Genomic DNA, 16,071 nt, shown 5'->3' on the forward strand with positions numbered 1-16,071 from the left:
TTCCCAAAGCTTCTCGCAGGCCAGCGTCGGCCCAAAATCGGCGTAGCGTTCACGAATGATCGCCAGCGCCTGCTGAGCCAGTCCTTCGTCCAGCTTCCGGTTGCCGGAACGGCCACGTCTGTGCGAGGCCAGTCCCGCCGCACCGGATTCCTGATAGCGGATCACCAGGCGCTCAACCTGACGTACGGTCAAGCCCAAGCGTTCGGCCGCGCGACCAGGCTTGAGGCCCATGTCGACAATGGCCTGGATGACCTTCAGACGGTCGAGTTCGCGCATGTTCAATGTCACCAGTGCAGCTGTATGCATGGCCGGCTCCATAGTCCCGCAGGGAACCGGCAAGCATACCGAGGCCAAAACACGACATTTCTAAATGGCTAGAACACGACATTTCTATAAAGCTACTACAACTTAATTGTTGATAATTTATCTTATGTAAAATTATAAAACTACACGAATCTACCCAATCCGAGGACCACCGTTCCATGCTTGCACCGCTCACATAACCGTCCGCTTCTCTCCGAACTTTGTGCATGGTCATATGGCTATGTCGCCAGCGTCGACAAGCACGCACACTTCAAACCAGCAACGTTACATGGACCGCCGTCCCGTAACACAACACCTCAGTGATACCTCTGGCTATCTCGGTCGCGTCGTACCGCATACCGATGATGCCGTTTGCGCCCAAGTCCACAGCCTGCGCAATCATCCGTTCGTACGCATCTTGACGCGCGCGCTCGCATAGCGACGTGTATAGCGTGATGTTGCCCCCGAAGATCGTCTGCAGCGATGCGCCCAGCGCTCCGACGATGGATCGGGACCGGACGACGATCCCACGAGCAACTCCGAAGGAGCGCTCTATCCTGAGGCCTGGAAGCTCAAACGCCGTGGTAACGCTATGTCGTTCTATCATCGTCTTCTCAATGTTGAGTTTTCGTCTTCGATGGACTACCGGCCGAAGTTGCTATCTCAGGATGCCGCGCGTTTCTTCGTCGCGGCCTTGGGTGTGACGTGGCGAGGCTGACGAGTCTCAGCAGACGATCGCGGACGCTTTCGTGTTGTTGCCTGATTCGTCCTGGCGGTTGCCAATCGCAACCGTAATACGTTGAGTTCCGCGACGTATACAGCATTCGAATCGCGAAGTGCCACCAGGCTCCCCTCCATGACACCAGCTTGATGACGCGCGTCGCCAAGCTGGACCTGCAGCGCCTGGATTTCCTCCCGATGCCGATTTTCGCTCTGCTCCGCCCTGCGCGCGGCTGCCTCATGCTCCTTTTGGGACCGCGTACTCACAACCCGCTCGCGTTCGATCTCAAGCAGCGCCCGCTTCTCGGCCGCTCGCAGACGCTCTTCCGCAAGCGCAGCGCTACCCCGCAGTTTGTCGAGCCCCCCTGAAAAATCGACCTTCGCCTGCGTCAGCGCCCGGTCGCGCGTGCTGATCTCGTCCTGCTGTCGCGCGATTTCAGTCTCGAGTGCCTGACGCGTCGCCTCCGCTGCAGCCTGCGCCTGTTCGAGTTCCTGAATCCGCACCTGGGCCACCAGCAACGCGCCGGTGCGCTGCTCAAGCGCCGTTTCGGTTCGCGCGAGCTCGGCCTGCAATGACGTTACGTCATTGCGCGCACTGACCTTCTCTGCCTCGGCGTCATTCCGCAGTGTCTCAAGCGCTGCTTGCGCTGACGTTGTGGACTTCGTCCACAGCGTCGCGACCAATTCCCCGGCAGCCGCCCGCAACTCCGCCGGCAAATCGGGATGCTCGATCCGCACCCTGCTCTTTTCGCGCAGTTCAACCCAGAACTCACCAAGCACCTGAGTCGGCGTACTCATGCTGCCGCGCTTCACCAGCTGATACAGCCGGTTAGCAGTCGGCGTAATGCCGAAACGGAAGAACAGCAGCGCGCAGACCTCACGATAAAGCTCGCGGGTTTTGGGGAATTCGGCCTTCAGGCGGTCGATTTCGCTAGTGAGGCGTGTTTCATCGGACTGGGAATCGGACATGACGGTAACTCAAGGGATTTAGTCAATAATATAACGTAAACCGTCAAATACCTAATTCGAAAGTCAATTCTTCGGCCGTCGCGATGCAAACGGCGAAGATTTCTTATGGCCGGACATATTGGGAAAAGGCGGCAGGCAAGGAGCGGCGGGGGCCGGCTACTTCAGAGATGATGACGGAGCGCCCGGCATATCGGCGCGTAAGAGAGAACCAGTACCTGCATGTCGACGATGATCGGCAACGTCGTTAAACCGACGCCAGGCAATGCATACGATGGTGAGGCAATGAACACGCGAGCGGCACCCGCAACCCGGAACGCCGCCCGCTTCAATAGACTGGAGACTAGAACGAATGCCGCATCCCGATCCGCACATCGGACTGCGTATTCGACGACGACGGCGCGAAGCTGTAACCGATCACGGCATTCACGCCATCCGACGCACGCAGATAGTCGCCGGAAATATATACATCGGTGCGCTTGGACAACAGGTAGTGCAGGCCGAGCGAACCCTGGTTCCAGTGATTGCCTTCAAAGCTCGTGTGCTGATAACCCCCGTACAGCGACAGCGCAGGCGTGAAGTTATACGATGCGCCCGCTTCATAAACCTGCATGTGCGAGGTCTGGCCGAAGCCCTTGATCGTCGTGTAGGTGAAATCGCCAGTAAGCATCAGGTTGCCGATCGTATAGGCGGCGCCGACCGCAAACGCGCCCTGCCTATCCACCGGGAATGCCGACGAGCTATACAGATCGGTCACCGCACCGGTAGCCGGATCGACTGACACGGTCGGTTGGCCGAGGAAGGTGCGCGTGCCGATCATCGCGTACGGGTCGAAAGCATAGATGCCGTACGGATTGTTCAGCTGCGTATACGCCGCGCCCATGTTGAACGGACCGTGCTCGTAATGCGCGCCCACGCTCCATGCGCTCTTCTGATGGAAGTCACCGGCGGTGTTACCGAACGAGTACATGCCGCCAAAGGTGAGGCCGGCAAAATCGTTCGACAGGAATTTCACCGAGTTCGGCAGACGGTCGCCGTTCATACGGTCGAAGTCGCCCTGGTGAATCGCGTAGCCGCTCGCCCATGCGGAGATGTTGTACAGAAAAACAAACTCTTCGGTCATGTCGAGCTGATTACCGAACGAGAAAGTCCCCCACGAGTTCTTGATGCCGACGTAAGCCTGGCGTCCGAATTCAGCACCGCCGAATGCATATTGCCCGTTGCCCAGGTGAAAACCCGATTCGAGCACGAAGACCGCTTGCATGCCACCACCGAGATCTTCCACGCCTTTGAAGCCGATCCGGTTGCCGTACGAAATGCCGTCGTCGAATTTGAACTGATGTGCACCACCGGCATTGTTCACGTAGGTGATGCCGGCGTCCAGAATCCCGTACAGGGTGACGCTGCTTTGTGCATGGGCCGCCGTCGGTGCGCACACCGCGCTTGCCGCGATGGCGAGCCCCGAAAGACTAACGGCATTTTTCTTCTTCATCTAATTCTCCCCTGCTCTTTGCCTGCGTATTTCGTTGGATAAAGCGATCCCTGCTGCGCGCTGTCTTCCAACGCGCGGCGCTTCTCGCATGACGGGCAGTTCGAAACCGGCTGAGACTGATTGAAACGGATTGAAGCTCACTCACGCAGACCAAGCCGACTAAAGCTGACTAAGCTGATTGAAGCTATCGGCACTGCATACGATCATCTGACATGCCTGCATCGACGGATCAAGAATACGGGTCCAGATTTATAAGGATTCGACCGGATGCGACATGAATCTGTCGAGTAGCGACCTGGGCGCCAGGAATGCCGAGGTTATTTCACACCGAGTGCGGTTTGTACCGCTTGCAAGCCGTTGCTGCCGCTGGCGGTGTTCACGCCGTCGAGCCATGACTTGAGCAATTCGGGGTGGCGCTTGAGTGCTTCGGTCGCAGCCACATCGATGCCGGTTTTCTTCTCCAGCACTTCGGTGATCACACCGTTTTCCAGATCGACATTGAACGTGAGCTGCCTGAACAGGCGGCCGACATTTGGACACTGCTCGGCATACCCGCTACGCGCAACGGTATTGACCGTAGCGCCGCCGTAGTTCGGCCCGAAGTATTTGTCGCCGCCGTCGAGGTAGGTCAGCTTGAACTTCGTGTTCATCAGATGCGGCTCCCACGCAAGGAACACGATCCATTTCTTCTCACGCACCGCTCGGTCGACCTGCGTGAGCATGCCGGTCTCACTCGATTCGACAATCTTCCAGCTACCGAGGCCGTACGCCTTGTCGTCGACCATTTTCTTGATGTTCTGATTGGCCGGCGCCCCGGGTTCGATGCCATAAATCTTGCTGTCGAACTTGTCGGCGTTCTTCGCGAGGTCCGCGAATGAATGCACGCCCGCGGCCGCCACGTAGTCTGGCACCGCAAGTGTGAACTTCGCGTTGCTCAGATTCGGATGCACGACCTCGATCGATTTTTCATCCTCGAACGGCTTGACCACTGGCGCTTGCGCCGGCATCCAGTTGCCGAGAAACACGTCGATCTGCCCTTTCTTCAGGCCTTGATAGGTAATCGGCACCGACAGATTTGATACGTTCTGATGGTAGCCAAGCGCCTTCAACAGCACGCCAGTCATCGCATTGGTGGCGTCGATATCGGTCCACCCAGGCCCCGCCATGTTGACTTGTGTACAGGACTGCGGCTCAGCGGCCGCGGCAAAGGTGGTCGCCGCGCACAGCAGCGCAACGCCGGATACAGCCTGTTTGAAGAGCTTTTTCATCATGTCGGCTTCCTGTAGGTGGGATGAATCGTAAGCAAAGACATCAACGCGTCACAGCGGGAAAACGTGCCCTCGCTTCGAGCGTGTCGAGATCGATGTGATTGCGCATATAGCGCTGGCTCGCATCGACATGCGGTTGCCAGTCCCATGACGCGACCGTGCCTTGCGTCGTGGCCTCGAAATGGAAATGACGACGGCGCTGGCTTCGCAGTACTTCGTTGTGCAGCGCGGCGAGGTCCCAGCGCTGTGCGATCTCTTCACGAAACGAAGCGACCTGCGGTGCATATTCGGCGCGCGCGGCGAGGTTCTCGCGTTCCAGAGGGTCCGCTGCCACGTCATAGAGCTGGTCGGGATCGGCCGGCGTGTGAATGAACTTGAAGCGCCCACGCCGCAACATCACAATCGGCGCTATAGCACCTTCCGCCAGGTATTCGCCGATCGCTTCGTCGTGACCACGTTGGGTACCTTGCAGATGCGGCACGAGACTTTGCCCATCGAGCGAATCCGGCCAGACCGCCGGTTGTTCGCCGCGCGCCATTTCCACCAGCGTGGGCAGCAGATCGAGATGCGAGACCGACTCGTGCACACGATGCGCGTCGAACTGCTGCGGCGCATGCACGATCAGCGGCACGCGGCAGCCGCCTTCAAAGAAGGTCATCTTGTACCAGAGCCCGCGCTCGCCGAGCATCTCACCGTGATCGGAAGTCACCACAATAACGGTATCTTCCGCGAGCCCAGACTGTTCGAGCGCCTCGAGGATCGCACCGAACTGGTCATCGACGTAAGAGATCGCACCGTAATAAGCGCGCCGCGCATTGCGGATCTGCTGATCGGTCGGCGGCGTGCGGTCGGTTTCGCACACATGCCGCAAGCGCTTCGAATGCGGATCGGCTTCGTCGAACGAGTCGCGATGCGCGGGCATCTCGATGTCTTCGTCCGCATACATGTCCCAGTACTTCCGTGGAATTGCGTACGGGTCGTGTGGATGCGTCAGCGAGGCGACCATGCAGAACGGCCGGGCATCTTTGCCGGCATGCCGCTCACGCGCAATATCGAAGATCTTCTGGCGGGTGGTAAATGTAACTTCGTCGTCGAAGTCGAGCTGGTTCGTGCGTACGCAAGGGCCTGCGTCGATCACCGAACTCATGTTGTGATACCACGTAGGCCGCGTGTCGAAATCGTCCCAGTTCGGCGTCCAGCCGAAATCGGCGGGATAGATATCGGTTGTGAGCCGTTCTTCGAACCCATGCAACTGATCGGCGCCGCAGAAATGCATTTTGCCGGACAGGATCGTGCGATACCCTTCAGCGCGAAGATAATGCGCGAATGTCAGCGTTTGCGACGGAAATTCTGCTGCATTGTCATAGGCGCCGATCGCGGACGGCAATTTGCCCGACAAAAAAGAAAAGCGCGACGGTGCACATAGCGGACTGGCGCAATACGCCGAGTCGAATACCACGCCCTGCTTCGCGAGGCGATCGAGATTAGGAGTCTTCGTTAGACGATGTCCGTATGCGGCAAGTGCAAACGGCGTCATCTGGTCAGCCATCAGAATGAGAATATTCTGTTTCGTGTCAAGCATTGGAGCGCGCCTCGAATAGAATCGCAAGTGTTGGTGCAGTGTCGTTGCAAGCGGAATAACCGGCGTGCCGGCTCCGCATGACACCACTATTGCCGTCCAATTCGCCGCTGTGAAGACGGCAAATCGTTATATGCCTATAAGGGGGCCTTATGTCGAGGCAGGATCGCTTGCCGCCAATGCAGGCGTTGGCGATGTTCGAATCCGCAGCGCGTCTCGCAAGCTTCACGGCGGCTGCGCGCGAGCTGGGTTCGACGCAACCGGCGGTCAGTCAGCGCGTGGTGCAACTCGAAGAAGCACTCGGTGCACCGTTGTTCGAGCGCGGCCACCGCGGCGTCACGCTGACGGAAGACGGCGTGCGCCTCTTCGAAGCGGTGCGCAACGCCCTCGACACCATTCGCCTCGCCACCGCCGAGATCCGCGCGCGGCGCACGCCGCAAAACCTCACGCTCTCCACCGACTTCGGTTTCGCGACCTACTGGTTGATGCCGCGCCTGTCGCAATTCAAGGCGCTGATGCCGGACGTCGACGTGAAGATCATCACGTCGCAAAACGTGTTCGATCCGTCGCACGATCAGGCGGACATTGCGATTGCGTTCGGCGATGAGGATGCGGACTGGACCGCGCGAGGCGCGATCAAGCTATTTCCCGAACGCGTCACGCCGGTGTGCAGTCCGGCGTTTCTTGCGGCGCATCCGCAGTTGCGTACGCCGTCCGATCTGATGAGCTTGCCGCTGCTGCATCTCGAGCCGACGCAGCCGGCACGCTGGCTGTCGTGGGCCGACTGGTTCGCGGCGCACGGTCTGGACGGGCCTGCCGCGCATCGCGGCATCACATTCAACAGCTTTACGCTCGTGGCCCACGCAGCGATCATGGGCCAGGGCGTCGCGCTTGGCTGGGCACCTCTGGCTGACGAACTGCTCGCCACGGGGCAGCTCGTCGAGCCGTTCGATACGTCCGTGGTCACTGAGCGCGGCTATCTGCTCGTCACGCAGCGCGCGGCGACTCCGGCGGTCAGCGCATTCCGCCAATGGCTCCTCGGCGAATGCGGACTCGATGCCGAATGAGCCTAAGACACGTCAATGCCCTTCCCTTGCGTTCCGTCGCCCCGGCCCGGCTTCGCCTGACGCTCCCATTCCACTGCGACGGCGTTTAGCTTCTATCCCCGCACACCATTGATTTGCTCTACTGCGATGATGCATGCCGCGTCCCGCGGCGTTGCCCTATCGCCTCAAGTGGAGAGTGCATGTCTGCCGATTCCCGTCCCGATCAACTGGTTCTCACTGTCGCGTGTCCGAGCGCGGCGGGCCAGGTTGCCGCCGTCGTCGGCTTTCTCGACCGGCACCATTGCTATATCGACGAACTAACCGTTTTCGACGACGACCTCAGCGAGCGCTTCTTCGTGCGTTGCGTGTTTCATGGGGTCGACACCAACGAGACCCTTCACATCGCGGCACTGAAACGCGAATTCGAATCAATCGCCGGGCACTTTCAGATGACATGGGCCATGCATGACGTCGGCATGCGGCCGAAGGTGCTGATCATGGTGTCGAAACTCGAACACTGTCTCGCCGATCTGTTGTTCCGCTGGCGCATGGGTGAGTTGAAGATGGATATCGTGGGCATCGCCTCGAACCATCGCGATTTCGAACCGCTCGCACAACAGCATGGCTTGCCGTTTCATCATCTGCCGATCAGTGCCGATACCAAACCGCAACAGGAGGCACGTTTGCTCAACCTGTTCGAAACATCCGGCGCTGAATTAATGATCCTTGCCCGTTACATGCAGATTCTTTCCGGCGAAACGAGCCGTGCGCTCGCGGCCCGCGCGATCAATATTCATCATTCGTTCCTGCCTGGTTTCAAAGGCGCCAAACCCTATCACCAGGCGCATACACGCGGCGTGAAACTGATCGGCGCAACCGCGCACTTCGTCACCGACGATCTCGACGAAGGTCCGATCATCGAGCAGGTCGTAGAGCGCGTCGATCACTCGTACAGCCCGGAGCGCCTGCTCGCGACGGGACGCGACGTCGAATGCATCACGCTCGCGCGGGCCGTGAAGGCGTTTATCGAGCGGCGGGTATTCATCAACGGCGATCGCACTGTCGTGCTGCAATAAAAAAACGCCGCTGAAAATAGCGGCGTTTCCTGTTCAGGTTGCCGCTCAAAAGAAGCGGCAACGCATTCACGCGAAGCACGAAGTCACTTCACCCAGCTATCCACGCGATCAGTATGGGCACCGATCCACGCATCGGCGGCGGCTGTCGGCTTCTCACCGTTTTGTGTTGCGAGCATCACGCTGTCGATCTCACCCGGCTTCCATTGGAACTTCTTGAGGAACGCAACCACGGACGGCGCCTTCTTCTCCAGGTCAGGATTCACGACGCTATCCACGTGCTCCGCTTCGCCGAACACTTTCTTCGGATCGTCGAGGAATTTGAGCTTGTACTTCGCGAACATCCAGTGCGGCTTCCAGCCCGTTACGATGATCGGCTTGCTCGCCGCTTCCGAGCGCGCCAGTTCCGCCGTCATCGCACTGCCCGAACTCGACATCAACGTATAGTTGAGCCCGTATGCCTTGATCGCTTCGCTGGTTTTCTCCATCACACCCGCGCCGGCGTCGATGCCGACAATGCGTGAACCGAACTCCGCCTTCTTCGCTTCCAGATCGCCGACGCTGTTCACGTCCGCGTTATCCGGCACGATCAATCCGATCTTCGCGTCATTGAAGTTCGCGCCAAGGTCGACAACCTTGTCCTTGAAGTTGTTCCAGTACGCGCCATGCGTGACCGGCAGCCACGCGGATAGCGTTGCATCGAGGTCGCCACGCGCCACGCCTTGCCACATCACACCGGCCGCGACCGGCACGAGTTGCACCTGATAGCCGAGACGCTTTTCGATCACACGCGCGGCTACGTTCGACGTTGCAACGCTGTCGTCCCAGCCTTCCACGTAACCAATCTTGATAGTCGGCCTGGTATCGGCCGACACACCCACGCTGCTTGCTGCCAGCGCCGCGCTCAACGCACTCAATATCAGTATCTTTTTGACCAGTCTCATCGCCGTTCTCCCGTTCGCCGTCCTACCCATTGAGCATTTAGAATCGCCAGCCAGAATTGCCAGGTAGCGTTGTTTTCCGACATCCAGTTGTCCGCAGGCGACCTCGACCGCGAGTCCGGGTCCCGTTCTTGTCTTACTTATCGACGACGAGATCGCTCAACGGCTTGCTGCAGCACAGCAGCACCATGCCCTGATCGATTTCACGCTGACGAATTCCGCCAGCATGTTTCATGGCGACTTCGCCTGACACCAGCTTCACCTTGCACGTGCCGCACATGCCTTGCGTGCACGACGCCGCAAGCCGCACGCCGGCTTTCTTCGCCGCGTCGAGTACATGCTGGCCGCTGCCGCATTCAATCTCCCGATTGCTTTTGGCGAAGCTCACCTTGAACCTTGTTTCCGTCTCGAGCGGGATATGCGCGGGGGTGAAGCCGGCAGCCTGCTCACGCGCTTCGGCAAAGCTCTCCGCAGTGGCTGTCGGCGCCTGCAACGCATCCGCGACATGCGCGGTCGTCAATTGCGCGGCCACTTCGCCGATCGTCTCGAACGAGAAGCTTTCCTCGTGATAATGGCCGCGATCGAAGCCGCCCTCATCCAGCAGATTGCGCACGGCCTGCATATAGGGTGCAGGACCACAGGTGAAAATTTCGCGATCGAGAAAATCCGGCGCGATGAGTTTAAGCAACGGCAAGGTCAGAAAACCCATGACGCCAGGCCAATTGGTCCGCGCACCAAGCCGTTCACAGACGAACGCGGTGCGAAAATGGGTCTGATTCGACGCAATCAGATCGAGTTCGCGCGCGAAGATGATGTCGTCCGGCGTGCGGGCGCTGTGCACGAACACGATATCGCTGTCCTCGCCAAGCTCATGATGCGCGCGGCTCATCGACATCAGTGGCGTAACGCCCGAACCGGCCGACAAAAACAAAAACTTACGCGCCGGATGCCGCGCGCAGGTGAACTCGCCGGCCGGTCCCAGCACACGAACCTGTGTACCCGCATGCAGATTGTCATGCAACCAGTTCGACACCGTGCCGCCCGGCACACGCTTCACGGTGATGGAGATGGTGTGCGGACGCGTGGGCGGCGAAGAGATCGTATAGCAGCGATTCACCGCCTCGCCGTCGATCTCCAACTCCAGTGTGATGAACTGCCCTGGCTCGAATACGAACGCCCGCCCGGAAGGCGCGCGAAAGAAAAAGCTCTTGACGTCATGGGTTTCCTGACGGACCTGGCAGCACACCAGCGTTTCGTCGGTGTCACTGTTCCAGCGCGCCGGCAATGCCTCCCAGAATCGGGGCTGCGTGACACGGCTCGAGGTCTCGCTGCCTGAAGTCTCCGGGTTTGGAGCCGGCTCGGGGCTTGGCTGAAACATCGCCTGATCGCGCATCATCATTTTCTCCCGCTCCTGGTTGCGGCGTTGCGCTCAGCGCATGAAGGACACGACTTTTTCGCCGTGCGAAACCGGCACATCGCCGGCATCCTGGGTTTGGGGCGCATTGCTGTACTCCGCAATACGGCCGATGTACCACTCGCAGAACTTCTCGACGAGACCTTCGGTGAACGGCGAATACGGGCCCGGCTCGTAGGCGCTGCTGGTCGCGCCGCGTTGCGAATACTCGACGAGCGCACGGTCCTGGTCGTTGGTCGCGCGCCACACGGCCGTGAGATTGTTCACGTCGTAGTCGATGCCTTCGCGTGCATCCTTGTGAACGAGCCACTTGGTACGCACCAGCGTTTTCCCCGCCGATAACGGGATCACTGAAAAGCTGACGATATGGTCGCTCATGAAGTGATGCCACGAATTCGGCTGCGTCCAGAACGAGAGGCCACCGAGATCGGCCTGCTCGAAACCGCCGAGCAGTTTCTTCGAGGCCACTTTTGCGTCCATGGTTTGCGATTCGCCGTCACGATCGAGCGGCAGGCGTTGCGTGCGGAAACCCGTGACCAGATCGGCCAGGCGGTCGATTTCCACCGACGGCAATTTCATCGCCTCCCATTGCGCGGTACGGCGCGCCACGGTCTCTTCGAACGCAGCCATGCCTTCCTCGTTGGCGGGCGTGCGTTGATAGCCAAAACCGTATTCGTAAAGCGAAATTGTCAGCTCGGGATGGTTCGCGACGCAGTGGTAGCACTCGCGATTGTTTTCCATCGTGAGCTTCCAGTTGCCTTCTTCGATGATGTCGATCGAGGCCGCAACCTTGCAACCGGCGAGATCGTGCGGCAACAGATACGGTTCCATCGCGGCGCGCATCACGGCGAAGTCGGCAGGCGGTTCGTCCGCGAGACAGATGAAGATCAGCCCGGCGAGATTCTCGAGGTGCACCGCTTTCAGGCTGTGCTTGCAGCGGTCGAACTGGTCGCCCATATGTTCGGCGAACATCAGATCGCCGTTCAGGTTGTACGTCCAGCTGTGATACGGGCAAACGATATTGCCGAGCGAACCCTTGTCCGTATTGCACAAACGCGCACCACGATGGCGGCAAACGTTATGGAACGCCCGCACCTGCATATCGTCGTCGCGCACGATCAGAATCGAATCGTTGCCCACTTCCACCGTGATGTAGTCGCCAGGTTCTGGCACATCCGGTTCCACCGCGACCTGAATCCAGTGCTTGCGGAAAATCACCTCCATATCGAGCGCGAAAATACCCTCGCCCGTATAGAACGGCGCTTCCAGCGTGTGATTCTTTTTGCGGCGTTCGATCATTGCGCGAACGTCTGCCGAAACTTTCATTGTGTGCTCCGTTGCATGTCACGTCTGGCGCTGCGCCAGGCCCTCCTGGTCGCATGCTGGCCCGAACCGGAAATCAGTAATCCACGAGTTGATGCTCGCGCAAATACGCGAGAATCACTTGTGCTTTTTCGACGGAACTCCCTTCTATTACGACGCTGCCGCCGCGGCTTTCGGTCGTCGTCGCCGAGAGCATGCGGGCGTGGCCGGAGCGCTTTTCGGCGGCGGCGAGGCGCACCGGTTTGGCCGTCGCGGGACGGGTGGTCCAGGCAAGGTCGTCGGGGTTACCAGGTGTTTGTGCCGCGACCGGACGGATCGTGCCCTCGCGCAGCCTTGCATAGGCGTAGCTCGGGGCCGTATTCGCCATCGGATGCACGGCGATCAAGGCCGGCAATTGCACTTCGACGCGGCGGCGCAAGCCCTTCGGCATGAATTGCCGGACTTCCGCGCAGCCGTCGTGGAGCGTCAGATCGACTGCTGCGCCGACCAGCGGCATGTCCAGCGCACTGGCGACGCGATACGGCAGCATGCCGCTATCGAATGCGCCTTCGGCGCGGGTGCCGGTCAATACGAGATCGTAGCCACGTAGGCGTGCGGCGAGCGGCGCTATCGCATCACCGGGCAATTCAGACGTTGCCGACACGTCCAGCACTTCGACAGCGCGCGCACCGAGCGCGAGATACTCCTTCAGCGCCGGATTCGACGGATCGCCCGCGTGCAACACGTCGAGCGTCGCGTCGTGCGTTTTAGCGAGCGAGAGTGCGATCGTCAGCGCGGCGGCGTCGTTACGGCTGTAACGCGCCGTGCCGCTCACCGGATGCCGGCCCACGGAAACCAGTACGGCAATCTTCATGCAAGCGCTCCTTCCGCAACAGCCGTTGAATTCAGTAGCGCAGCACCGGTACAGCGTGCCGTGCGCGCGGCCGCCGCGGCGTCGTTCAGCGCCGCGATCGTTTCCTCCGCGTCGGCGATGACGGTCAGGTTCGCGCGTTTGGCGATCGGCGCGCTGGCGTCGAGATTCACGGCGATCACGTGCCGGCAATCCTTGATGCCCTGCAGATGCTGAACCGCGCCGGAAATACCGAACGCGATATAGACGCTGGCTTCGACCGTCTTGCCGGTGGCGCCAATCTGCTTGTCGCGGGTGAACTTGCCGTCGTCCACGGCGACACGGCTTGCGCCGATCGCGGCGCCCAACGTGGCCGCAAGACGCTCGAACGCCGGGACGTCACGGACACCATTGCCTGCCGAGACGATAAAATCCGCCTCTTCGAGCGCGAGCTGGGCCGCATCGATTTCCTCGATACCAAAATCGCGCACGATGCCCTTGGACGAAGCCGGTTCGCCATCGAAATGCCACACCACGCGCTCACCCGCGCCGACAAACGGCAATTTCGGATCGATCGCATTCGGTGCCAGCAAAACGACTTCAGGCAGTGCTCGCGCGGCGAACGCCGTATTCGTCTGGATATAAGCCGCGACATGGGCCGCGTCGATCTCGACGACATGCGTCGCGACGCTCGCGTTCGCGGCTGCCGCATAACGGCGGCCGAGGTCGCCGTCACCGGTAGCGTTGTCGGGCAGGAAAATGTGCGCAGGGGCATAGGCCGCGACGCACGCAGCCAGTGCGTTCAATTCGTCCAGTGGCGCGAAAACGCGACGGTCGAATATCGGCAACTCGATCAGCTTGTCGGCACCGAGCGCGGTGGCGTCGCCGGTAAACTCGCCGAATACGAGCAGTACGACTTCGGTTGTCGCATCCGCGATCAGCGTGGCGGCGGCCAGGGTCTGGCACGCGTGATCATCCAGCGCGCCGCGGTCCGTGTGCGCGGCTACCAGCAGCACACGCTGCGGGGTCGCTGTCGTGCGGCGCGGTTTCACGTGCTCGCGATGCGCCGACCCGGTTGAGCCATGCACCGCGAATTCCATCGAACCGGCAACAGACGTCATACCGAGCGTAATGCGCTTGAGCCCCTCGGTCGTGATCGTGAACGGCCGGCGCGGATCGATTCGTTTGAGAGTGTTCATGGCGTTACTCCAGCGCCGCTGCAACCAGTTCGGCGACGTCCAGTACTTCCGGACGCGGGCCGACCACACCTTCAAGCATCGCCGTGCAATTCGGGCAGCCCACCGCGACGATCTCCGCGTTGATCGCGCGGGCGTCGTCGATACGGATATCCGGAATACGCCGCTTGCCGGGAATATCGGTCAACGGTGCACCGCCGCCACCGCCGCAGCAACGCCCTCGCATGCCGTTGCGTTCCATCTCGACCACCTTGACGCCGATGGATTTCAGCAAACGGCGCGGTGCTTCCGTCTCACCGTTATAGCGGCCCAGATAGCACGGATCGTGATACGTGATCTTGCGGTCCGTGAACGCGGCGACTGCCTTCGGCGACAGCTTGCCGCTCGATACCAGTTCGTCGATCAGCGCCGTATGATGCTGCACCTCGTAGAAACCGCCGAGCGCGCGATATTCGTTGCGCAGGCTGTGCAGCACGTGCGGATCGGCGGTCACGATCTTGCCAAACGAGTACTGCGACAGCGTGCCGATCAGCCGTTGCGCGAGTTGCTGGAAGGTCGCTTCGTCGCCAAGACGCCGTGCCGTATCGCCGGTATCGGTTTCGACGCCGCCGAGCACCGCGTAGTCGATCCCTGCTTTATTCAGCACTTTAATCAGTGCGCGCAGCGTGCGCTGATAGCGCATGTCAAACGCGCCTTCGCCCGCGATCAACAGCACGTCGACCGGACGTCCCGGTTGCGCGACCTGAACCTGCAAGTCCACTGCCCAGTCGTAACGCGCACCGATGTCGTAACCGTTCGAACTGCCGGTTTCACGCAGATTGGCGAGCGTGATGGGGCCTTTGCCGGGTACAGTGCCTTCAACCAACGTCTGGTTGCGGCGCATATCCACGATCGCGTCGACGTGTTCGATCAACATCGGGCATTCCTGCACGCACGCGCGGCAGGTGGTGCATGACCACAGCGTGTCCGCTTCGATCAGACTCGATACAAGCGGCTTGCCCGGCGCGCCGCTATGCTTGCCGACCGGAATGCCGGGCGTCGGGCTACCGGCATAAGCCTCATCCGTGCCGCCCACCATACCCGTAACAAGATCCTGAATCAGCTTCTTCGGATTGAGCGGTTGCCCGGCAGCAAACGAGGGGCACGCTGCCTCGCACTTGCCGCACTGCACGCAGGCGTCGAAGCTCAGCAACTGGTTCCAGCGAAACTCGACCGGCTTGCCAACGCCATATTCCTTCGCGTCGAGCAGCGGCGCCTTCAGCGCGGTCGGAGGCACGACATCATTGTCGTTGTGCTCGGCAAAGCGCTCCTGACGCGGATGAAACGCGAGGTGCAGCAGACCGGCGAGCGCATGCTTCATCGGACCGCCGCGCGCAGCGCCGAAGGTCATCGTGAACGCGCCCACCGCGATCAGCAACGCCACGATAATCGCCAGCGCACCGGACATCGCCGCAGCAGGCAGTGCGATGAACAGCACCAGGCCAAGCGCGAACGAGCCAAGCAGTAACGGCAGATGATCCCAGGGCCCACGTGAGAGCCTTGCCGGCACGGCCTTCGCACCGTGCCGCCGACGCCAGACAAACACCGCGCCGACCAGCATCACCAGCGCCGCCAGAAAGATCAGCTTATCAAGCCACGGTGAATAGATCGCCAGACCGTAGTTGACGAACACCAGCGCCATCGCGAGGATCGCCCCGCCCGCTGTCGCCACGTGCGTCTTCGCGATGTATGGGTCGCGCGCAACCACATGGTGCAAGTCGACGAAATAACGCTTCGGAATCGACAGCAGATTGGTCCAGCCGTACGCGCCCGCCGCCGTGGCGCGCCCTTCGCGCCAGTACGCAGCGCGTTTGGCAAGCGCGAACGCGAGACCCGCCACCGACAACCACAGCAGGACGGTGATGACAAACACGGGGCTCAT

General features: G+C 60.4%; 14 protein-coding genes. 2 read left to right on the plus strand and 12 right to left on the minus strand.

Translation table 11 applies throughout. From position 1 onward, the window contains the following. The 6 genes from PQR40_RS18640 to betC all read right to left on the minus strand — a co-directional run. Positions 1-306: helix-turn-helix domain-containing protein (locus PQR40_RS18640; RefSeq protein WP_459252658.1), on the minus strand; the 306-nt coding region annotated here is incomplete at its 3' end. A gap of 268 nt (positions 307-574) precedes the next feature. Next, the gene (locus PQR40_RS18645; protein ID WP_408224975.1) at positions 575-910 is read right to left on the minus strand and encodes a YbjQ family protein; all 336 of its coding nucleotides are present in this window, start codon (positions 908-910) and stop codon (positions 575-577) included. A 56-nt stretch (positions 911-966) separates the two neighbouring features. Then, a complete protein-coding gene (locus PQR40_RS18650) occupies positions 967-1,992 on the minus strand; it encodes a DNA-binding protein (RefSeq protein WP_408339014.1) in 1,026 nt (341 codons plus the stop codon). A gap of 340 nt (positions 1,993-2,332) precedes the next feature. Then, a complete protein-coding gene (locus PQR40_RS18655) occupies positions 2,333-3,481 on the minus strand; it encodes a porin (RefSeq protein WP_408509534.1) in 1,149 nt (382 codons plus the stop codon). Positions 3,482-3,798: 317 nt separating this feature from the next. Continuing rightward, positions 3,799-4,752 (minus strand): choline ABC transporter substrate-binding protein, encoded by a 954-nt coding sequence (locus PQR40_RS18660; RefSeq protein ID WP_408509535.1) that lies wholly within the window; start codon positions 4,750-4,752, stop codon positions 3,799-3,801. 40 nt (positions 4,753-4,792) lie between these two features. Beyond that, entirely contained in the window at positions 4,793-6,331 is a 1,539-nt protein-coding gene (gene betC / locus PQR40_RS18665) for a choline-sulfatase (RefSeq protein WP_408509536.1), read from the minus strand. Between the two features lie 149 nt (positions 6,332-6,480). Between betC and PQR40_RS18670 the strand changes: the two genes are divergently transcribed. Together PQR40_RS18670 and purU are read left to right on the plus strand one after the other, a co-directional pair. Then, complete coding sequence (locus PQR40_RS18670; protein ID WP_408509537.1) at positions 6,481-7,395, plus strand: choline sulfate utilization transcriptional regulator; 915 nt, start codon at positions 6,481-6,483, stop codon at positions 7,393-7,395. A 179-nt stretch (positions 7,396-7,574) separates the two neighbouring features. Next, positions 7,575-8,450, plus strand: coding sequence for a formyltetrahydrofolate deformylase (purU, locus tag PQR40_RS18675; protein WP_408224993.1), 876 nt, complete (start codon positions 7,575-7,577; stop codon positions 8,448-8,450). 83 nt (positions 8,451-8,533) lie between these two features. Here the strand turns inward: purU and PQR40_RS18680 are convergent, their stop codons facing one another. The 6 genes from PQR40_RS18680 to PQR40_RS18705 all read right to left on the minus strand — a co-directional run bounded on the left by PQR40_RS18680 (position 8,534) and on the right by PQR40_RS18705 (position 16,071). After that, positions 8,534-9,391, minus strand: a complete 858-nt coding sequence (locus PQR40_RS18680; RefSeq protein WP_408509538.1) for a glycine betaine ABC transporter substrate-binding protein — start codon at positions 9,389-9,391, stop codon at positions 8,534-8,536. 133 nt (positions 9,392-9,524) lie between these two features. Next, complete coding sequence (locus tag PQR40_RS18685; RefSeq protein ID WP_408391963.1) at positions 9,525-10,784, minus strand: FAD-binding oxidoreductase; 1,260 nt, start codon at positions 10,782-10,784, stop codon at positions 9,525-9,527. A 33-nt stretch (positions 10,785-10,817) separates the two neighbouring features. After that, positions 10,818-12,128 carry an aromatic ring-hydroxylating oxygenase subunit alpha gene (locus PQR40_RS18690; protein WP_408509539.1) on the minus strand — a complete coding sequence of 437 codons (1,311 nt, stop codon included), beginning with the start codon at positions 12,126-12,128 and terminating at the stop codon, positions 10,818-10,820. A gap of 73 nt (positions 12,129-12,201) precedes the next feature. Beyond that, entirely contained in the window at positions 12,202-12,978 is a 777-nt protein-coding gene (locus PQR40_RS18695; protein WP_408509540.1) for an electron transfer flavoprotein subunit beta/FixA family protein, read from the minus strand. After that, positions 12,975-14,153 (minus strand): electron transfer flavoprotein subunit alpha/FixB family protein, encoded by a 1,179-nt coding sequence (locus PQR40_RS18700; RefSeq protein ID WP_408509541.1) that lies wholly within the window; start codon positions 14,151-14,153, stop codon positions 12,975-12,977. Before PQR40_RS18700 ends, PQR40_RS18695 begins: the two co-directional genes overlap by 4 nt. Positions 14,154-14,157: 4 nt before the next feature. Then, positions 14,158-16,071, minus strand: coding sequence for a (Fe-S)-binding protein (locus PQR40_RS18705; RefSeq protein WP_408509542.1), 1,914 nt, complete (start codon positions 16,069-16,071; stop codon positions 14,158-14,160).

Origin of the sequence: Paraburkholderia sediminicola (assembly GCF_046026855.1) — a bacterium.
GTDB classification, from domain to species: domain Bacteria; phylum Pseudomonadota; class Gammaproteobacteria; order Burkholderiales; family Burkholderiaceae; genus Paraburkholderia; species Paraburkholderia sediminicola_A.